General features: G+C 72.7%; 15 protein-coding genes and 1 pseudogene. 11 read left to right on the top strand and 5 right to left on the bottom strand.

Features of this window, described 5'->3' with window-relative positions; all coding sequences use genetic code 11:
* Positions 1–27: 27 nt before the first annotated feature.
* Positions 28–894 carry a PAC2 family protein gene (locus IEY94_RS17360; protein ID WP_189171263.1) on the bottom strand — a complete coding sequence of 289 codons (867 nt, stop codon included), beginning with the start codon at positions 892–894 and terminating at the stop codon, positions 28–30.
* Positions 895–1,180: 286 nt separating this feature from the next.
* On the opposite strand from IEY94_RS17360, the gene metH reads away from it, so the two are divergent.
* From metH to IEY94_RS17345, 4 genes are all read left to right on the top strand, one after another.
* Positions 1,181–4,684 (top strand): methionine synthase, encoded by a 3,504-nt coding sequence (gene metH, locus IEY94_RS17355; protein WP_189171423.1) that lies wholly within the window; start codon positions 1,181–1,183, stop codon positions 4,682–4,684.
* 113 nt (positions 4,685–4,797) lie between these two features.
* Positions 4,798–5,538 carry a hypothetical protein gene (locus IEY94_RS17350; RefSeq protein ID WP_189171262.1) on the top strand — a complete coding sequence of 247 codons (741 nt, stop codon included), beginning with the start codon at positions 4,798–4,800 and terminating at the stop codon, positions 5,536–5,538.
* The gene (locus tag IEY94_RS23670; protein ID WP_229784204.1) at positions 5,535–5,978 is read left to right on the top strand and encodes a hypothetical protein; all 444 of its coding nucleotides are present in this window, start codon (positions 5,535–5,537) and stop codon (positions 5,976–5,978) included. The genes IEY94_RS17350 and IEY94_RS23670 overlap by 4 nt, the downstream gene beginning before the upstream one ends.
* 268 nt (positions 5,979–6,246) lie before the next feature.
* The gene (locus tag IEY94_RS17345) at positions 6,247–7,044 is read left to right on the top strand and encodes a neutral zinc metallopeptidase (protein WP_229784201.1); all 798 of its coding nucleotides are present in this window, start codon (positions 6,247–6,249) and stop codon (positions 7,042–7,044) included.
* Positions 7,045–7,111: 67 nt separating this feature from the next.
* On the opposite strand, the gene IEY94_RS17340 is transcribed toward IEY94_RS17345, so the two are convergent.
* From IEY94_RS17340 to IEY94_RS17330, 3 genes are all read right to left on the bottom strand, one after another.
* Positions 7,112–9,691 carry an ABC transporter permease gene (locus IEY94_RS17340; RefSeq protein WP_189171260.1) on the bottom strand — a complete coding sequence of 860 codons (2,580 nt, stop codon included), beginning with the start codon at positions 9,689–9,691 and terminating at the stop codon, positions 7,112–7,114.
* Entirely contained in the window at positions 9,691–10,440 is a 750-nt protein-coding gene (locus tag IEY94_RS17335) for an ABC transporter ATP-binding protein (RefSeq protein WP_373291314.1), read from the bottom strand. Before IEY94_RS17335 ends, IEY94_RS17340 begins: the two co-directional genes overlap by 1 nt.
* Positions 10,441–10,552: 112 nt before the next feature.
* Positions 10,553–11,455 (bottom strand): RecB family exonuclease, encoded by a 903-nt coding sequence (locus tag IEY94_RS17330; RefSeq protein WP_189171258.1) that lies wholly within the window; start codon positions 11,453–11,455, stop codon positions 10,553–10,555.
* 83 nt (positions 11,456–11,538) lie between these two features.
* Here IEY94_RS17330 and IEY94_RS17325 point away from each other — a divergent pair, with 83 nt between their 5' ends.
* The 3 genes from IEY94_RS17325 to IEY94_RS17315 are packed head-to-tail and all read left to right on the top strand — an operon-like array spanning position 11,539 to position 14,219.
* On the top strand, positions 11,539–12,690 hold the full coding sequence (locus tag IEY94_RS17325) for a site-2 protease family protein (RefSeq protein ID WP_189171257.1): 1,152 nt from the start codon (positions 11,539–11,541) through the stop codon (positions 12,688–12,690).
* Between the two features lie 3 nt (positions 12,691–12,693).
* Positions 12,694–13,647: a tRNA (adenine-N1)-methyltransferase gene (locus IEY94_RS17320; RefSeq protein ID WP_189171256.1), complete on the top strand. Its 954-nt coding sequence runs from the start codon at positions 12,694–12,696 to the stop codon at positions 13,645–13,647.
* A complete protein-coding gene (locus tag IEY94_RS17315; protein WP_189171255.1) occupies positions 13,644–14,219 on the top strand; it encodes a hypothetical protein in 576 nt (191 codons plus the stop codon). The genes IEY94_RS17320 and IEY94_RS17315 overlap by 4 nt, the downstream gene beginning before the upstream one ends.
* Positions 14,220–14,335: 116 nt before the next feature.
* Here the strand turns inward: IEY94_RS17315 and IEY94_RS17310 are convergent, their stop codons facing one another.
* On the bottom strand, positions 14,336–14,638 hold the full coding sequence (locus IEY94_RS17310; protein WP_189171254.1) for a ferredoxin: 303 nt from the start codon (positions 14,636–14,638) through the stop codon (positions 14,336–14,338).
* Between the two features lie 403 nt (positions 14,639–15,041).
* Here IEY94_RS17310 and arc point away from each other — a divergent pair.
* The 4 genes and pseudogenes from arc to prcB all read left to right on the top strand — a co-directional run.
* A pseudogene (gene arc / locus IEY94_RS17305) lies at positions 15,042–16,787 on the top strand (proteasome ATPase); the annotation flags it as partial.
* Positions 16,788–16,999: 212 nt separating this feature from the next.
* Positions 17,000–18,517, top strand: a complete 1,518-nt coding sequence (gene dop, locus IEY94_RS17300) for a depupylase/deamidase Dop (protein WP_373291313.1) — start codon at positions 17,000–17,002, stop codon at positions 18,515–18,517.
* Positions 18,518–18,644: 127 nt separating this feature from the next.
* Complete coding sequence (locus IEY94_RS17295) at positions 18,645–18,860, top strand: ubiquitin-like protein Pup (protein ID WP_189171252.1); 216 nt, start codon at positions 18,645–18,647, stop codon at positions 18,858–18,860.
* A gap of 168 nt (positions 18,861–19,028) precedes the next feature.
* A complete protein-coding gene (gene prcB, locus IEY94_RS17290; RefSeq protein WP_189171251.1) occupies positions 19,029–19,868 on the top strand; it encodes a proteasome subunit beta in 840 nt (279 codons plus the stop codon).
* Positions 19,869–19,914 lie beyond the last annotated feature (46 nt).

Raw genomic sequence — 19,914 nt, 5'->3', positions numbered from 1 at the left:
GCGCCACCCCCACCGCACGCTCGCGGCTCAGCCGGTGGCGGTCGGCCCCGCCGGGCCGCCCCGGCGGCGCAGGTACTTCTCGAACTCGCTGGCGATCTCGTCGCCGGTCAGCGGCTGGATGCTGTCGTCGCCGACGCGCTCCTCCAGCTCGCGGATGTAGTCCGCCAGCTCGGCGTCGGACTCGGCGGCATCCCGGACCCGCTTCTCCCAGCGCGCGGACTCCTCGGCCAGGTCCGCCACCGGTACCGGCAGGTCCAGCACCTCCTCGACCCGGTGCAGCAGCGCCAGCGTCGCCTTCGGGCAGGGCGGGTTGTTCGCGTAGTGCGGTACGTGCACCCAGAACGACACCGCGTCCACCTCGGCCCGGTTGCACGCCTCCTGCAGCACGCCCACGATCCCGGTCGGCCCCTCGTACCGGGTGGGGGTGAGCTGGTACCGGTCGGCCGCCCCGGCGTCCGAGGCGCTCCCGCTGATCGGCAGCGGCCGGGTGTACGGCACGTCGGCCAGCAGCGCACCGAGGAGCACGACCCGCTCGACCTCCAGGCTGTGGCAGACCTCCAGCACCTCGGTGCAGAACGTCCGCCACTTCATGCTGGGCTCGATCCCGCGGATCAGCACCACGTCCCGCTCGGCGCCGGGCGGCGAGGCCACCAGGAACCGGGTGGCGGGCCACTCGATCCGCCGGGTCGCCCCCTCGCTCATCGCGATCGTCGGCCGGCTGACCTGGAAGTCGTAGAACTCCTCGGGGTCCAGCTCGGTGATCGCCCGCGCCTCCCACACCTGCTCCAGGTGGTCCACGACGGCGGTCGACGCGTCCGCGGCGTCGTTCCAGCCCTCGAACGCCGCCACCGCCACGGGGTTGCGCAGCACCGGCAAGCCATCGAACTCCGTCACCGCCGCGCTCCGCTCCGCCGTACGCCGGGGCGCCGGCCGGGCGCACCCGAGCCGCTAATCCGGCCGATCCCTACATTTCGCTGACGCACCCCCTCAGCCTACGTGCCGCCCGCGCAACCGGCGCGGCGCGCCGCGCCCGGAGCGCGCGGATGCCGGGCCGGGCGGCACTGGACACGCAGAGTAGCCTGGTCACGTGGCCCAGCACACGCCCATCGATGCTGCCCGTACGCTCGATGCCCCCCGCCAGCCGGCGACCGCGCGCGACGCGACCGCCGCCCCCTCCGCCCTGCGCACGGCGCTAGCCAGCCGGGTCCTCGTGGCCGACGGTGCCATGGGGACGATGCTCCAGGCGGCCGACCTGACGCTGGACGATTTCGAGCACCTGGAGGGGTGCAACGAGATCCTCAACGTCACCCGCCCCGACGTCGTCCGCGACGTGCACGCCGCCTACCTGGCCGCGGGCGCCGACTGCGTCGAGACCAACACGTTCGGGACGAACCTGTCCGCGCTGCGCGAGTACGACATCGAGCACCGGGTCGAGGAGCTGGCCGAGGCCGGCGCCCGGATCGCCCGGGCCGCGGCGGACGCCGCGAGCACCCCCGAGCGGCCGCGGTTCGTCCTCGGCGCGATGGGTCCCGGCACCAAGCTGCCCACCCTCGGCCACGTCACGTACGCCGAGCTGCGCGACGCGTACGAGGCCAACGCCCGCGGCCTGATCGCCGGCGGCGCGGACGGCCTCATCGTGGAGACCTCGCAGGACCTGCTCCAGACGAAGGCGGCCGTGGTCGGCGCCCGGCGGGCCATCGCCGCCGGCGGCCGGGACGTGGTGCTGATCTGCCAGGTGACCGTCGAGACCACCGGCACGATGCTGGTCGGCAGCGAGATCGGCGCGGCGCTGACCGCGCTGGAGCCGCTGGGCATCGACCTGATCGGGCTGAACTGCGCTACCGGCCCGGCCGAGATGAGCGAGCACCTGCGGTACCTGTCCCGGCACGCCGCGGTGCCGCTGTCGGTGATGCCGAACGCCGGCCTGCCCCAGCTCACCCCGGACGGCGCCTACTACCCGCTGACCCCCGACGACCTGGTGGAGTGGCTGCGCCGGTTCGTCGACGAGTACGGCGTCGGCCTGGTCGGCGGCTGCTGCGGCACCACGCCCGCGCACATCGCCGCGGTCGCCGACGCGCTGCGCGGCACGCCCGCGCCGACCCGTACCCCGGCCGCCGAGCCGGGTGTGTCCAGCGTGTACCACCACACCCCGTTCCGGCAGGACGCCTCGATCCTGATGGTGGGGGAGCGGACCAACGCCAACGGCTCGAGGGCGTTCCGCGAGGCGATGCTCGCCGCCGACTTCGGCGCCTGCGTGGAGATCGCCCGCGGCCAGGCCCGGGACGGCTCGCACGTGCTGGACCTGTGCGTCGACTACGTCGGCCGGGACGGCACCGTCGACATGCGGGAGGTCGCCGGCCGGTTCGCCACCGCCTCCACCCTGCCGATCATGCTGGACTCGACCGAGCCGCAGGTGGTCGAGGCGGGCCTGGAGATGCTCGGCGGCCGGTGCGTGGTCAACTCGGTGAACTTCGAGGACGGCGACGGCCCCACCTCCCGGTACGCCCGGATGATGCCCATCGTCAAGGAGCACGGCGCGTCCGTCGTCGCGCTGCTCATCGACGAGGAGGGCCAGGCCCGGGACAAGGACTGGAAGGTCCGGATCGCCGCCCGGCTGATCGACGACCTCACCGGCCGGTGGGGGCTGGACCGCGCGGACATCCTCATCGACTGCCTCACCTTCCCGATCGCCACCGGCCAGGAGGAGACCCGGCGCGACGGCATCGAGACGATCGAGGCGATCCGGGAGATCTCCCGCCGGTACCCCGGGGTCAACTTCACCCTGGGCATCTCCAACGTGTCGTTCGGCCTCAACCCGGCCGCCCGGCAGGTGCTCAACTCGGTGTTCCTGCACGAGTGCGTACAGGCGGGCCTGACCAGCGCGATCGTGCACGCCTCCAAGATCCTGCCGATGGCGCAGATCCCGGACGAGCGCCGCGAGGTGGCCCTGGACCTGGTCTACGACCGCCGGCGCGAGGGCTACGACCCGGTGCAGCGGTTCATCGAGCTGTTCGAGGGCGTCGACGCCGCCTCGGCCCGGCAGTCGCGGGCCGAGGAGCTGGCCGCGCTGCCGCTGGAGGAGCGGCTCAAGCGCCGGATCATCGACGGCGAGCGCACCGGCCTGGAGCCCGACCTCGAGGCGGCGCTGGCCATCCGCCCGGCCCTGTCGATCATCAACGACCTGCTGCTGGACGGCATGAAGACCGTCGGCGAGCTGTTCGGCTCGGGCCAGATGCAGCTCCCGTTCGTGCTCCAGTCGGCCGAGGTGATGAAGGCCGCCGTCGCGTACCTCGAACCGCACATGGAGAAGGAGGAGGGCGCCGGCAAGGGCCGGATCGTGCTGGCCACGGTCAAGGGCGACGTGCACGACATCGGCAAGAACCTCGTCGACATCATCCTGTCCAACAACGGCTACGAGGTGATCAACCTCGGCATCAAGCAGCCGATCAACGCGATCCTGGACGCCGCCGAGAACCACGCCGCCGACGCCATCGGCATGTCCGGCCTGCTCGTCAAGAGCACCGTGATCATGAAGGAGAACCTGGCCGAGATGGCCAGCCGCGGCGTCGCCGAGCGCTGGCCCGTCCTGCTGGGCGGGGCCGCGCTGACCCGGGCTTACGTCGAGGACGACCTGCGGGCGATGTTCGCCGGCGAGGTGCACTACGCCCGGGACGCGTTCGAGGGCCTGTCCCTGATGGACCGGGTGATGGCCGCCAAGCGCGGCGAGCGCCCGATGGTCGACGAGGTCCGCGAGGCGGCGCTGGCCGCCCGCCGGGCCCGCCGCGCCCGGACCACCGCCGCGGCCGACAACCTGCCCGACCTGTACGACGACAGCGTGCGCGCCGACGTGGCTACCGACGTGGAGGTCCCGCGCCCGCCGTTCTGGGGCACCCGGGTGGTCAAGGGCATCCCGCTGGCCGACTACGCGGCGCTGCTGGACGAGCGGGCGACGTTCATGGGCCAGTGGGGGCTGCGCGGGGTGCGCGGCGGCAAGGGCCCGTCGTACGAGCAGCTCGTGGAGAGCGAGGGCCGCCCGCGGCTGCGCTACTGGCTGGACCGGCTGATCGCCGACAAGGTACTGGAGGCGGCGGTCGTCTACGGCTACTTCCCGGCGTACGCCGAGGGCAACGACCTGGTCATCCTGGACGCGGCGGGGGAGCGGGAACGGGCCCGGTTCCGGTTCCCGCGGCAGCGCGCCGAGCGGCGGCTGTGCCTGGCCGACTTCTGGCGCCCGCGCACCGAGGGCGGCCCGCCGGACGTGGTCGCGCTCCAGTTGGTGACGGTCGGGCAGCCGATCAGCGAGTACGCGAACAAGCTGTTCGCCGCCAACGAGTACCGCGACTACCTGGAGGTGCACGGCCTGTCGGTGCAGCTCACCGAGGCGCTGGCCGAGTACTGGCACCGGCGGGTGCGGGCGGAGCTGGCGCTGCCGTCCGGCGGTACGGTCGCCGACGCGGACCCGGCGGACGTGGACGGGCTGTTCAAGACGGAGTTCCGGGGCTGCCGGTACGCGTTCGGGTATCCGGCGTGCCCGGACCTGGAGAACCGGGCGGCGATCGTCGACCTGCTGGACGCGGGGCGGATCGGGGTCGAGTTGTCGGAGGAGTTCCAGTTGATACCGGAGCAGTCCACCGACGCCCTGATCACCCACCACCCCGACGCCAACTACTTCAACGCCAAGTAGCGATCCCGAATCACGTACGGTGACCGTATTGTCGGCTACCTGACATTTCGGTTCCCTACTGTCCTCCCGTTCGATAACTTCCGTCGGCCAGCCCGACGGAAGGATGCACGCGAATGCGACGTGCCACCCGGCGTCTTGTGAGCGCCGTAGCCCTGGCCACAGCGGCGGCGGCGGTCGTGCCTTCGTCCGCTGCGTCCGCAGCGCCGAAGGTCACCACCGCTGATCGGCCGTTCGTGATCATCGAGGCAGGTGAGGAGCCCGACGTCGGCGTTCCGGCGGACTGGGAGGATCCGGCAGCGGCCGGCACCCGCGGCGAGGATCTGCCGGACGAGCAATCGCCCGCGCATGCGGCCGGCGATCCCGACTGCAAGGGTCAGTGGATCTACCACAAGAAGAAGAGGTTCGACGACCGGATGGGCCGGGTCGGGCCGAACATTTCCCATTTCTTCAACAGCGCTGGGTCGCACAAGCTCACGTCGGGCATCAGCGGCGAACTGTCCATCGGCCACAGCATCGGCGTGTCGGGCGAGGGAAGCGTGATCGTCGCCACCCTCCAAGCGAAGCTGGATCACACGATCCAGGCGACGATCGGGGTGTCCGCCTCTACCGAGGCGTCCACCAACGTGCCCGCGAAGCGCTGGGGCAACGCCTTCTGGGGCAGGGCACGGCTCGTGGTGACCGGCGAGAAGTACCAGCTCGCCGCGCGCACCTGCAAGAAGATCAACCGCAAGCTCCTGACCACCTACGTGTCCGCGCGGAGTCGGGCGATCGGCTGGTGCATCTGGTCGTCCAAGAAGTCGTTGGGCTCCCGGCCGCCGCAGTGCAACGACGGCAAGCCGTACCTCAAGGTGTGACCAGGACCCGCTGCGTCGCCGTGGTGGCCGGGTTGCTCCTGCTCGCTGGATGTGGGGGCGACCCGGCACCCCGGCCCACGCCCACCCCGACGTCCGCCCACGATTCGGCTGCCCCGAAGCCGCTGCCGTCGGCGTCGTTCACGTCGTCCATCGAGCAGGACGACAAGACGTTCTGGATGAGCATCGGCGGGCTCCCCACCAACAGCTCGGCCGAGACGAGAACCAAGCGGACGGCGCCGATGACGTTCCACCTGGAATGCGACCGTGGCACCCTCACCACGACGATCGAGTTCGACGATGCGCCCCGGATCTGGGAGCACTCGTGCGCCGACGGGATGCGGACCGAGCCGGTGGGGATCGTCAAGGCGGGAACGAAGGTCGAAATCTTCATGGCGGGCACCGAGGGCACGTCCTACGTCGCGGACCTTCGCTGGCCGTAGGTCGGCAAGCGCGTACGGAACCTCGCCTTTCCGGCGGTGGTGCCACCCGGGTCGACGGCAACGACCGCGGTCGAATCCGGGATGTCCGACTCGGCCGGTGCAACCGCCGGCCGGCCGTACCGCGTTCGGTTGCCCGCGCCCGCCGACCGTCCGGGATCCGCGCGGAGCCCCCGTCGTTTGTCGACCCCGCGGGCGACTCGATCCCCCCGTTCGGCGGGCTACGCTTCAAAGCCAGTCGTCCGTTCTCCCCGTACGGAGGCCACAACCCGTGCAGGCCACGCCCCCGGCCACCACGCCGGCCCGGTCCACCGCCCGCCGTCCCCACGCTCGCCGTGCGCTCGCCGCCGCCGCGGCGGCGCTTGCCCTCGCGCTGGGCGGCTGCGCCCTGCCGCGGATCGACATCGGCGCCGCCCCGTCCCCGGCCGGCGGCACGGCCGGCGGCGGCACCGCCGGGACCGCCGCCGGCGCGCGGCAGGGCGACGGCGGCACGAGCGTGGCCGAGTTCCGCCAGGACGTCAACGACGCGCGGGGGAGCGTGGAGCGGTACTGGGCGACGGCGATGCCCGACCAGGGGCGCGCGTTCCGGCCGGTGGCCCGGTTCCAGGCGTACCGCGCGGCGGGCGAGGTGACCTGCGCCGGCGAGCCGCTGGGCCGCAACAACGCCGCCTACTGCTCGGCCGGGGACTTCATCGCCTACGACGAGCCGTGGGCGGCCGGCCAGTTCCGGCGGATCGGCGACGCGTTCATTTTCTACCTGGTCGGGCACGAGTACGCCCACGCCGTCCAGGCCCGGTTGGCCATTTCGCACCGGTTCACGATCCAGCAGGAGTTGCAGGCGGACTGCATGGCGGGCGCGTACATCAGCGACTCGGTCAGCGCCGGCTCGCTCGAACTCCAGGACGGCGACCTCGACGAGCTGCGGCGCGGCCTGCTGGCGGTCGGCGACGACTCGGGGCAGCAGTGGTTCGCGCCGGACGCGCACGGTACGGCGAAGGAGCGCACCGACGCGTTCTTCGACGGCTTCCGCTCGGGCCTGCCGTCCTGCAACCTGCGGCCCGCCCGCTGACCGACAACCGCGGACCGGACCGCGGACCGCGGCGGAGCCCCGTTACCGGAGCCCCGCCGCGCCGATCTCACTCGTAGGCGATCGCGTTCAGCACATTCAGCCGCGCCGCCCGGACCGCCGGGATGATCGCGGCGAACACGCCCGCCACCGCGGCGACGATCACCGCGGCGATGAGCTGGCCCCACGGCACCCAGACGCCGCTGGTGAACTCCTGGTACTCCAGCGCCTTGGCCAGCGCCGCGCCGATGCCGAGCCCGACCGCGATGCCGAGCAGCCCGCCGAAGATCGACATCAGGACCGCCTCGGTGCCGACCATCCGGACCACGCCGCCGCGGCCCAGCCCGATCGCCCGCAGCATGCCCAGCTCGCGGGTCCGCTCGATGATGCTGAGCAGCAGCGTGTTGAGGATGCCCAGCAGGGCGATGAGCATGGCCAGGCTCAGCAGCACCGTGATGATCGTGATGGCGATGTCGAACAGCGTGGTGAGCTGCTTGGTCGTCTCCTCCTTGTCCGCCACCGTGACCGACGGGAAGTCGACCATGATGTCGGTGACCTGCTGCTTCACCGCGGCGACGTCGGCGCCGTCGCGGACGTCCACCATCGCCTGCGACGCCAGCGGGCCGGCGAAGTCGGCGGCGGCGCTGGTCGGCAGCATGACGAAGTTCGTCCACAGCGGGGTCGCCGCGCTGACGCCCACCAGCTTGTACGGGCGCTCGCCGCCGGGCAGGCCCACCCGGATGGTGTCGCCGAGGTTCCAGCCGCGGTCCTTGACGGTCTTCTCGTCCGCGACCAGCTCGCCGGCGTTCAGCGCCCGTACCTCGCCGCGGACCCGCTCCAGGCCCATGGTCCGCTCGGCGGCGGCGACGTTGTCCAGCGTCCCGGCGCCGACCGACTCGTACACCGTCCCGTTGAGCTTCGCGCCGACCGTCATGTGGAACGTGACGACGTCCTGGACGCCCGGCAGTGCCCGGACCCGGGCGGCGGCGGCCTCGGAGAAGCCGATCGTGCCGTCCGGCGGGGCGGCGAAGCCGGTCGTGACGGTCAGCTCGGTGCCGAGCGTGCTGTCCAGCTCCTTGGTGATCGACTCCTTGAACGAGGTGGCGATCACGCTCGCCGCCGTGACCAGCATGATGCCGATCATCAGCGCGGCCGCGGTCACGGCGGTCCGGCGCGGGTTGCGGACGGCGTTGCGCACGCCCAGCCGCCCCGGCACGCCCCAGCCGACCAGCGCGCCGATCAGCCGGCCCACCGGGCGGGTGATCAGCGGCGCCAGCACGATCGCGGCGAGGAAGGTCACCACGCAGCCAACGGCCACCAGCGTCAGCCCGTCGCCCTTGGCCCGCAGCCCGGCCACCACCAGCCCGACGGCGGCGAGGCCGACGACCGCGCCGGCCACCGCCCGCAGCCGCAGCGGCTTGTCGGTGTGCGCGATCTCCCGCATCGCCGCCAGCGGCGGCACCCGGGAGGCCCGCACGGCCGGGATCAGCGCCGCCACGACCGTGACGAGGATCCCGATGCCGTACGCGGACAGCACGGTGCCCGCGCCGACGTCGATGCCGCTGCCGGGCAGCGGCGAGTCGCCGAGCGCGCTGAGCGCCCACGTGCCCAGGGCGCCGATGCCGATCCCCAGGCCGAGGCCGAGGGTGGCGCCGACGGCGCCGACGATCAGCGCCTCGACCAGCACCGACCAGGTGACCTGGCCGCGGCCGGCGCCGAGGGCGCGCATCATCGCCAGCTCCCGGGCGCGCTGGGTGACCAGCACGTTGAAGGTGTTGAAGATGAGGAAGATGCCGACCACCAGCGCCACCCCGGCGAACGGGGTGAGCACGTACGTGGTCACGCCCGAGATGGCGTCCGAGATCGCCGCGGCCTGGTCGGCGCTGCTCTGCGCGCCGGTCTTGGCCTCGAATGTGGCCGGCAGCACGCCGGCCACCCGGTCCCGCAGCGCCTCGTCGCTGACCCCGTCGCGGGCGGCCAGCGACACCCCGCCGTACTGGCCGACCCGGCCGTAGAAGGCGAGCTGCGCCTCGGCCATCGGCAACAGGACCATGCTCTCGCCGCCGAGGCTGTCCCGGCCGCCGGCGTACCCGCCGAGGCCGACGACCGTGTACTCCACCGGCCGCTGGAGCCGCGGGATGAAGACCTTGATCTTCTGCCCGAGCGCGGTGTGGGTCAAGCTCGCCGTGTGCTTGGTGAGCGCCACCTCGGTCGGCGCGGCCGGCCAGCGGCCCTCGCGCAGCTCGATGACGTTCATCGGGTCGCCGCCCGGCTCGATGCCGAAGCCGAACTGGGGCGCCCCGCCGCCGGGCAGCGGCTTGCCGGTGCGCTGGTCGTACGGCACGACGTTCATGCCCTGGACGTTCGCGCCGACGGCGCCGACGCCGTCGACCGCGCGGATCCGGGCCAGCTCGGCCTCGGTCAGCGTCGGCGGGCGCTGCGGCTGGCCCTGGTTCGGGTCGGTCCGGGCCGACACCTCCACCGCCACGTTGGTCGAGATCGACGAGAACATCGACTCGAACCGGCTGCCGAGGGTGTCGGACAGCACGAGGGCGCCGGAGAAGAAGCCGATGCCCAGCACGATCGCGATGACCGCGAGGGTCAGGCGCAGCTTGCGGTGCAGCAGCCCGCGCAGGTTGGCGCGCAGCATCAGTGGCCTTCCCCGCCGGTCTCCAGGCCCTTGAGCTGGTCCAGGACGGCCTCGGCGGTCGGCTCGGCCAGCTCGCTGATGACCTGCCCGTCCTTGAGGAAGATCACCCGGTCGGCGTAGCTCGCGGCACCCGCGTCGTGGGTGACCATGACGATGGTCTGCTTGTGGTCGTCGACGGCGGAGCGCAGGAAGCGCAGCACCTCGGCACCGGACTTCGAGTCCAGGTTGCCGGTCGGCTCGTCGGCGAAGACCACCGACGGCCGCCCGACCATGGCCCGGGCGCACGCCACCCGCTGCTGCTGCCCGCCGGACAGCTCGGTCGGCTTGTGCGTCAGCCGGTCGCGCAGCCCGACGGTGTCCACCACCGTGTCGAACCACTCCCGGTCCGGCTTGCGGCCGGCGATCGTCAGCGGCAGCAGGATGTTCTCCTCGGCGCTGAGCGTCGGCAGCAGGTTGAACTGCTGGAAGACGAAGCCGATCCGGTCCCGGCGCAGCGCCGTCAGGCCCTTGTCGCCGAGCCCGGCCAGCCTGGTGTCGCCCACGTACACCTCGCCCGCCGACACCGTGTCCAGCCCCGCCAGGCAGTGCATCAGCGTCGACTTGCCCGACCCCGAGGGGCCCATCACGGCGGTGAACTCCGCGCTGCGCAGCTCCACGCTCACCCCGGCCAGCGCCACCACCTGCGCCTCGCCCGAGCCGTACCGCTTCCACAGGTCGACCGCGCGCGCGGCCACCGGTGTCGATTCCACGACCATGTCTCCCAACCCATTTCCGAATAGCGCCGCGACGAACGCGACGTCCAGACGCTATCCCGACCCCGCAAGCCGCCCGCGGACCCCGCCTGCCCGTTCGGGCAGCGGCTCAGCCGTCCCGCCCCGCCTCCGCCCGGCGGTCGCCGGACACCGCGCGGGCAACGGGGATGAGCTGGGGGAACGGCGGCGGTGTGCCCCCGTACGCCGGGCAGATTGCCCGATGGTGACACCAGTCGCACAGCCGGCTCGGCGTCGGGCGGAAGTCCCGGTTCGCCAGCGCCCGCTCGATCGCCCCCCACAGCGCCAGCAGGGTGCGCTCGAACCGGGCCAGCTCCTCGGCGTCCGGCCGGTAGTCGCACACCTCGGCGTCCTTCAGGTACAGCAGGCGCAGCGCCCGCGGCACCACCCCCCGCGCCCGCCACAGCACGAGCGCGTAGAACTTCAACTGGAACAGGGCCCGCGCCTCGAACGCCTCCCGCGGCGCGCCGCCCGTCTTGTAGTCGACCACGCGGACCGCCCCGTCGGGCGCCACATCCAGCCGATCGACGTACCCGCGCAGCAGCAGCGCGTCCGCGACCACGGTCGAGATCAGGCTCTCCCGCTCCGCGGGCTCCAGCCGCCGCGGGTCCTCCACCGCGAAGTACCCGGTCAGCAGGTCCCTGGCCGAGTCCAGGAACGCGGCCGCGGCCGCCTCGTCCGGCAGCAGCTCGGCCAGCGCCGGCTCGGCCTCGACCAGCGCCGCCCAGCGCGGCGCCACCAGCGCCGCCGCCGCGGCCGGGGTGCGGTCGCCGGCCGGCAGGTCGAACAGGTGCTCCAGGACGGCGTGCACGAGCGTGCCCCGCACCTGCTCGGCGGTCGGCCGCTCGGGCAGCCGGTCGATCGTCCGGAAGCGGAACAGCAGCGGGCAGGTCTTGAAGTCCGCCGCCCGCGACGGCGACAGCGAGGGCAGGGCCGGCTCGGCCGCCGGCGGGGTGTCCGGCGTGCCCGGGGGTGGTGCCGTATCCGCGCTCATGTCCGAAGGTTAGGGCACCGGTACGACACGTCACCGACCCGGCGGGATGCGTAGCATTCTCCCCGAGGAAACGAAGGAGTGTCATGACCGCCGTACCGCCCCCCACCGCGCCCGGCGACGCTCGGCGCCCGGGCATCCCGCTCGGCCGGCTCGCCGGCGCCCCGGTGCGGCTCCAGCCCTCGGCGCTGGCCTTCGCCGGCCTGGTCGCCCTCGCGTACGGCCCGGTCGTCACCGTGTCCGGCGGCCACGACACCGGCGTGGGGTACGTCATCGCCGGCTGCTTCGTGGTCCTGCTGTTCCTCTCGGTCCTGCTGCACGAGCTGGGCCACGCCCTCGTCGCCCGACACCACGGCATCGGCGTCCGCGGCATCACCCTGGAGCTGCTCGGCGGCTACACCGAGCTGGACCGCCCCGCCCCCCGCCCCGGCGTCGAGCTGAGCGTGGCCGCCGCCGGCCCGGTCGTCTCGCTGCTGCTCGGCGCGGTGGCCTCGCTGGTCGCCACGCTCATCCCGGCGACCGGCACGAACCTCGACATCGTCGACACGGTCGTGGGCCAGGTCGCCGCGAGCAACCTCATCGTCGGCGTGTTCAACAGCCTGCCCGGCCTGCCGCTGGACGGCGGCCGGATGCTCGCCGCCGCCCTCTGGCGCGGCACCGGCGACCGCCGCCGCGGCATCCTCGTCGCCGGCTGGATCGGCCGCGGCCTCGCCCTGGCCACCGCCGTCGCCGCGCTGCTGCTGTTCCAGCTCGGCTTCCACTCGTTCTTCGGGCTGGCCTTCGCGCTGCTGCTGGTCATGACGCTGTGGCAGGGCGCCGGCCAGGCCATCCGGGCCGCCCGCGGGCCGGTCGGCGAGGGGCTCGCGGCGCTCGCCGCGCCGCTGGCCACCGTCCCGGCCGGGACCAGCCTCGCCGACGCCCAGCGGCAGCTCGCCGACAGCGGCCACCCCGACGCCGTCCTCGCCGTGCTCGACCCCGAGGGGCGGGTGTCGGCGATCGTGGACGAGGCCGCCGCGGCCGCCGTACCGGCCGAGCGGCGCCCGGGACTGGACGTGGCCGCGGTCGCCCGGGCGCTGTCGGCGATGCCCGCGCTGCCCGACCACCTACCCCCGGCTGAGCTGCGGCGGGCCGTCGCGTCGAACCCGGCCGCGCTGTACCTCGTGACCTCGGGCGAAGATGTGTGCGGCGTCCTGCGGGCCGCCACGCTGTCCGATTGGCTCGACTCGCAAAGGAAGTGACCCGTGGAGCGCGCCCCGTCCGCCGCCGCCGGAACCCGTGACGCCGCGCCGCTGCCCCCACCCCGCCGCGGCGAACTGCGCACCGGCGACCGGGTCCAGCTCACCGACCCGAAGGGGCGGATGCACACGATCGTCCTCGAACCGGGCAGGGAGTTCCACACCCACCGCGGCGCGCTCGCCCACGACGCCCTGATCGGGCTGCCCGAGGGCAGCGTCGTCACGTCCGCCGGCGGCACCGCCTACCTGGCTCTGCGCCCGCTGCTGGCCGACTACGTCATGTCGATGCCGCGCGGCGCCCAGGTGATCTACCCGAAGGACGCCGCCCAGATCGTCGCCATGGGCGACGTCTTCCCCGGCGCCCGGGTGCTGGAGGCCGGCGCCGGCTCCGGCGCGCTGACCTGCTCGCTGCTGCGCGCCGTCGGCCCCGCCGGCGAGGTCGTCTCGTACGAGCGCCGGGACGACTTCGCCGCCATCGCCCGGCGCAACGTCGAGGCGTTCTTCGGCGCCCCGCACCCGGCCTGGACCCTGCGCACCGGCGACGTCGCCGACTGCACCGACGACGCCGGCTTCGACCGGATCATCCTCGACATGCTCACCCCCTGGGAGGTGCTGGACATGGTCGAGAAGACGCTCGTCCCCGGCGGCGTGCTGATCGGGTACGTGGCCACCACCCCGCAACTCTCCGAACTGGTCGAGGCGCTGCGCGAGCGCGGCGGCTTCACCGAGCCGCGGGCCTGGGAGTCGCTGGTCCGGGACTGGCACGCCGAGGGCCTGGCCGTGCGCCCGGACCACCGGATGGTCGCGCACACCGCGTTCCTGGTCTCCGCGCGCAGGCTCGCGCCGGGCGTCACCGCGCCGCCGCGCCGGCGCAAGCCCAGCAAGGGCGCCGAGGCGTACGCGCTGAAGCGGGCGCTCGCCGCAGCCGCGGCCGAACCCGGCGGCGGTGAGCCCGAGTGAGCCGACCCTCCTTCGGCCCGAACGAGATACCCGCCGTGTTCCCCGACTGGTCGCCGTACGAGGACCTCGACTCGGCCACCCGCGCCTACCTGCGCGACCCCGAGGTGGCGCTGGAGGCGCTCGGCGGCGCGCTGCGCGGCGCCCGGGTGGTGGCGTTCACGCTGGAGCGGTTCGTCAACGAGGTCAACGGCGTGTGGCAGGAGGCCGTGGTCTGCGACGGCAGCCGGCTGATCCTGTGGCACGGCGAGGACGTGCCGCCGGGGGAGGGGCCGCCGGGCGCGATGACGTCGTCGCTGCGGGTGGTGCCGCTGTCCACGGTCACCGAGGTCGGCTGCCGGCGCCGGCTCACCCGGCTCGACGGCGGCCGGGTGAAGGTCGACAGCGTGGACGTGTACCTGCTGCTCAGCTCGGTCGACGAGGGCTCGGCGCCGCCGGACCAGGGCGGCACCGGGTACCGGCACGACGCGCTGCGGTTCAGCAAGACCCTCGACGACGGCGGCGCCGGCCAGATCGGCCGGCTGGAGGACTTCGCCCGGGTCGTCGCCGGCCTGGTCGGCCGCCCGCTGCTCTAACGGCCGCGGCCGGTCTGACCGCCGCGGCCGTTCCGAGCACCGCGGCCCGGCCGAGCGCCGCGGCCCGCCGCCGGCCCGCTCCGGCGGGTGTCGGGCCGCCGATCCGCCCGCGGGCGTCAGGCCGGCGGGTCGACCGGGCGGTCGTCGGCGGTGCGGACGTGGATGCACTCGCCCGGGCAGTCCCGGGCGGCGTCGAGCACGTCCAGCCGCAGCCGGTCCGGGATCCCCACCCGGCTGCCGGGGGCGGTGCGCAGCTCGCCGTCGTCGCCCTTGACGTACGCGAGGCCGTCGATGTCGAACTCGAAGACGTCGGGCGCGTACTGGACACACAGGCCGTCGCCGGTACAAAGATCCTGATCGACGTAGACCCGCAGATCCGCCGCGGCCGCGCCGGCCCCCACCGGCCCCTCGGTTCCCATCCGCCCCCTCCGTACCGTGAGAAACAACACGGGGAACACTTCTGCGCGCTACCATCGCTTTTGCCGGTGATCGACGTATTTACACGGTGATAACAGAAATGTCGTATCCGGGAGTCGATATCCGGCCATCGCTGAACCGGTCAGCGGTGGCGATAGCGCGCCGAGTGGTTCGCCGTCAGTCCACCGACCGTACCCGACCGTACGGCGGGTGGCCCGGGCGCACTCGCCGGTGCGGATCAACGTTGGGGCAAGCGGGGTGTCGGGTCTGCCTTGAATGCCCTGTGAACGGTTAGGGTTGAGAGCACAACGTTCGAACCCCCCGGGGAGGTGGGACGTGGCACGCAGCTCCGATGCGCATGGCGGCGGCGAGCCCCATGGCGGCGACGCGCATGGCGGCGGCACCGGTTCGCGGGCCGCTCGGTGGGAGAAAGAGGCACAGGACCTCTCCGCCCAGGTGGCATTCCTCCAGGAAGAGCTGGCCATGGTCCGGCGCAAGGTGACCGAGAGCCCTCGGCACGTGCGGCAGCTCGAGGAGCGTCTGGCGGCGACCCAGGCGCAACTCTCGCGGACGAATGAGAACAACGAGCGGCTCGTGGCGACGCTCAAGGAGGCCAGGGCGCAGATCGTCGCGCTCAAGGAGGAGATCGACAAGCTCGCCCAGCCCCCCAGCGGCTACGGCGTCTTCCTCGCCGGGCACGACGACGGCACCATCGACATCTTCACCGGCGGGCGCAAGCTGCGGGTCAGCGTCTCGCCCTCGATCGCGACCGACGAGCTGCGACGGGGCCAGGAGGTCCTGCTCAACGACGCGATGAACGTCGTCGCGGCGCTCGGCTTCGAGCGCACCGGCGAGATCGCGATGCTCAAGGAGATCCTGGAGGGCGGCGATCGCGCGCTGGTCATCTCGCACTCCGACGAGGAGCGCATCGTCTTCCTGGCGGACACCCTGGCGGACGTGCCGCTGCGGGCCGGCGACGCGCTCATGGTCGAGGGCCGCTCGGCGTACGCGTACGAGCGCATCCCCAAGAGCGAGGTCGAGGAGCTGGTGCTGGAGGAGGTGCCGGACGTCGACTACACCGACATCGGCGGCCTCCACTCGCAGATCGAGATGATCCGGGACGCGGTCGAGCTGCCGTTCCTGCACGCGGAGCTGTTCCGCGAGCACCAGCTCCGCCCGCCGAAGGGCATCCTGCTCTACGGCCCGCCCGGCTGCGGCAAGACGATGATCGCCAAGGCGGTGGCGAACTCGCTGGCCAAGAAGATCGCCGAGCGCAAGGGCGAGGAGAAGCACACCAGCTTCTTCCTCAACATCAAGGGCCCCGAGCTGCTCAACAAGTACGTCGGCGAGACCGAGCGGCACATCCGGCTGATCTTCCAGCGGGCCCGCGAGAAGGCCGGCGAGGGTACCCCCGTCATCGTGTTCTTCGACGAGATGGACTCCGTGTTCCGCACCCGCGGCTCCGGCGTCTCCTCCGACGTGGAGAACACCATCGTCCCCCAGCTCCTCAGCGAGATCGACGGCGTCGAGGGCCTGGAGAACGTCATCGTCATCGGCGCCTCCAACCGGGAAGACATGATCGACCCGGCCATCCTGCGCCCCGGTCGCCTCGACGTGAAGATCAAGATCGAGCGGCCGGACGCCGAGTCCGCGAAGGACATCTTCGCCAAGTACATCCTCACCGGACTGCCGCTGGCCGCCGACGACGTCGCCGAGCACGGCGGCGACCCGAAGGCGACCGTGGCGGCGATGATCGACGCGGTGGTCCTGCGGATGTACTCGGAGACCGAGGAGAACCGGTTCCTCGAGGTCACCTACGCCAACGGGGACAAGGAGGTCCTGTACTTCAAGGACTTCAACTCCGGCGCGATGATCCAGAACATCGTGGACCGCGGCAAGAAGATGGCCATCAAGGAGTTCCTCTCCTCCGGCAGCAAGGGGCTGCGGCTCCAGCACCTGCTCGACGCCTGCGTCGACGAGTTCCGGGAGAACGAGGACCTGCCCAACACCACCAACCCCGACGACTGGGCCCGGATCTCCGGCAAGAAGGGCGAGCGGATCGTCTACATCCGCACGCTGGTCTCCGGCGGCAAGGGCTCCGAGGCGGGCCGCTCCATCGAGACCGCCAGCAACACCGGCCAGTACCTCTAGGCCGCCCCGCACCGCACGACGGCGCCGCCCGGGTCCGCCCGGCGGCGCCGTCGCCGCGTGCCGTACCACCAACGTTTACCCCCGCCGCGCCCCGCGCCACGGGCCGCCCGCGCGGACTAGGCTCGACGTATGGCCAACGCGACCACGCCGCCGCACCCGGCGGGTACCCCCGTGACCGGAAACCCCAGCGACCACTCCCGCGCGGTACCGCGATGAGCGCCCGCCGGATCATGGGCACCGAGGTCGAGTACGGCATCTCCGTCCCCGGCCAGCCCGGCGCCAACCCGATGGTCACCTCCAGCCAGGTCGTCAACGCGTACGGCGCCCGCCCCGAGCTGAACCGCGGCGGCCGGGCCCGCTGGGACTACGAGGAGGAGTCGCCGCTGCGCGACGCCCGCGGCTTCACCTACGCCGGCGCCGCCTACGACCCGGCCGAGGCCCTGGCCGACGAGGACCTGGGCCTGGCCAACGTCATCCTCACCAACGGCGCCCGGCTGTACGTCGACCACGCCCACCCCGAGTACTCCACCCCCGAGGTCACCAGCCCGCGCGACATCGTCCGCTGGGACAAGGCGGGGGAGAAGGTCATGGCCGAGGCGGCCCGCCGCGCCGCCACCATCCCCGGCACCCCGCCGATCCAGCTCTACAAGAACAACACCGACAACAAGGGCGCCAGCTACGGCGCCCACGAGAACTACCTGATGCGCCGGCAGACGGCGTTCGCCGACATCGTCACCCACCTCACCCCGTTCTTCGTGACCCGGCAGGTGTTCTGCGGCGCCGGCCGGGTCGGGCTCGGCCAGGACGGCGCCGGCAGCGGCTTCCAGCTCACCCAGCGGGCCGACTTCTTCGAGGTCGAGGTCGGCCTGGAGACCACCCTCAAGCGGCCGATCATCAACACCCGGGACGAGCCGCACGCCGACGCCGACAAGTACCGCCGGCTGCACGTCATCATCGGCGACGCCAACCTGTCCGAGATCTCCACGTACCTGAAGATGGGCACGACCGCGCTCATCCTCACGCTGATCGAGGAGAAGGCCATCGCCGGCGACCTGGCGATCGCCGACCCGGTCACCGAGCTGAAGCACATCAGCCACGACCCGACGCTCAAGCACCGGATGCGGCTGCGCGACGGCCGCCGGCTGACCGCGCTGGACCTGCAGTGGGCGTACTACGAGCGGGCGCGCTCGTTCGTCGACGACCGGTACGGCACCGACGCCGACGCCCAGACCGCCGACGTGCTCTCCCGCTGGGAGGGCGTGCTGGACCGGCTCGGCCGGGACCCGATGCTGTGCGCCGACGAGCTGGACTGGGTGGCCAAGCTGCGGCTGCTGGAGGGGTACCGGGAGCGGGAGAACCTGGCCTGGTCCTCGCCCAAGCTCCAACTCGTCGACCTCCAGTACTCCGACGTCCGTCCGGAGAAGGGCCTGTACCACCGGCTGGTGGCCCGGGGCGCGATGAAGACGCTGCTGGACCCGGCCGAGGTCGACGCCGCGATGACCGAGCCGCCGGCCGACACCCGGGCCTACTTCCGCGGCCGCTGCCTGTCCCAGTACGCCCCCGAGGTGGTGGCGGCGAGCTGGGACTCCGTGATCTTCGATATCGGCCGCGAGTCCCTGGTCCGGGTGCCGATGATGGAGCCCGAGCGCGGTACCCGCACGCACGTCGGCCAGCTCTTCGACCGCTGCCCGAGTGCGAAGGATCTGCTGGAGGCGCTGGCCGGGAACTGATCGGCACGCTGACAGCGAAACTCGCCCAAACGGGCGGGTAATCCGTCGTACCGACACGGTACGTTTCATGAACACGCCTCGGGCATGGATCTCCCGCCCGGGGCTCGCACTCCACGAGGAGGAGCCGATGGCCACCCGTGACACTGGCGGACAGTCGCAGTCGGGGCGCTCGCGCCGGGAGGAGGGCACCGAGGAGGTCGCCCCCGAGGCCAACCCGGAGGTCGCCGAGCGGCACGCGGAGATCACCGAGGACGTGGACGACCTGCTGGACGAGATCGACTCGGTCCTGGAGGAGAACGCGGAGGAGTTCGTCCGCGGCTACATCCAAAAGGGCGGACAATAGTCAACGATCCGGACATCCGGCGGTGGTCGCCCGTCCGCGGCGCGCCCGGAAGATGCCCACCACGATCATGACGCCGGGTTGGTCCGCGCGATACTGTCCCCGCGCGGCCCCGCCGGTGCCCGGCGCCGACCGCCCGACGCACCCGTAACCCGTACCGAAAGGAACACCGTGGCAGCAGGTCTCGATCCCACCCGGCGACTGTCGGCGGCCTTCACCGCGCCGGGCACGTCCTCGTTCACGGAGTTCCTGAGCGTGGCCGCGCCCGAGCTGATCCCCGGCGGCCGGGACCTGCCCGCCGCGGCGGGCGACGCGGTCCCGCACGGCACGACGATCGTCGCGATCAGCCACGCCGACGGCGTCGTGCTGGCCGGCGACCGGCGGGCCACGATGGGCAACCTCATCGCCAGCCGGGACATCGAGAAGGTGCACGCCGCCGACGCGTACTCGCTCATCGGCATCGCCGGCACCGCCGGCATCGGCATCGAGATGATCCGGCTGTTCCAGGTCGAGCTGGAGCACTACGAGAAGATCGAGGGCGCGATGCTGTCCCTCGACGGCAAGGCCAACCGGCTGGCCACGATGATCCGCGGCAACCTCGGCGCGGCGCTGCAGGGGCTCGCGGTCATCCCGCTGTTCGGCGGCTTCGACCTCGACGCCCCGCCCGGCCAGGCGCCCGGCCGGATCTTCAGCTTCGACATCGCCGGCGGGCGGTACGAGGAGACCGCCGGGTACGAGGCCATCGGCTCCGGCTCGCTGTTCGCCAAGGCCGCGCTGAAGAAGCGGTACCGCCCCGGCCTCAGCGCCGACGAGGCCACCCGGCTGGCCGTCGAGGCGCTGTACGACGCCGCCGACGACGACACCGCCACCGGCGGCCCCGACCTGATCCGCAAGATCTTCCCGGTGGTCATGTCGGCGACCGCCGAGGGCACCCAGCGCCTGCCCGACGACCGGACGGAGGCCATCGCCCGGGCGGTCGTGGACGCCCGGCACGCGCAGCCCGGCGGGTGAGCCGCACCGCCGCGCCGGCCCGGCGCGGCCCCAGCCAGTCGTGACC

Source organism: Pilimelia anulata (assembly GCF_014647895.1).
Classification (GTDB): Bacteria; Actinomycetota; Actinomycetes; order Mycobacteriales; family Micromonosporaceae; genus Pilimelia; species Pilimelia anulata.
Note: the sequence above shows the minus strand (reverse complement) of the source record. Positions and strands in the feature narration are given on the sequence as shown.

Coding starts and splice junctions, on each gene's coding strand:
- IEY94_RS17330 (WP_189171258.1), bottom strand. CDS start 11,455: ATGAGCGCGGATACGGCACCACCCCCGGGCACGCCGGACACCCCGCCG.
- IEY94_RS17310 (WP_189171254.1), bottom strand. CDS start 14,638: ATGGGAACCGAGGGGCCGGTGGGGGCCGGCGCGGCCGCGGCGGATCTG.
- IEY94_RS17325 (WP_189171257.1), top strand. CDS start 11,539: ATGACCGCCGTACCGCCCCCCACCGCGCCCGGCGACGCTCGGCGCCCG.
- IEY94_RS17295 (WP_189171252.1), top strand. CDS start 18,645: ATGGCCACCCGTGACACTGGCGGACAGTCGCAGTCGGGGCGCTCGCGC.
- IEY94_RS17350 (WP_189171262.1), top strand. CDS start 4,798: ATGCGACGTGCCACCCGGCGTCTTGTGAGCGCCGTAGCCCTGGCCACA.
- dop (WP_373291313.1), top strand. CDS start 17,000: ATGAGCGCCCGCCGGATCATGGGCACCGAGGTCGAGTACGGCATCTCC.
- IEY94_RS17340 (WP_189171260.1), bottom strand. CDS start 9,691: ATGCTGCGCGCCAACCTGCGCGGGCTGCTGCACCGCAAGCTGCGCCTG.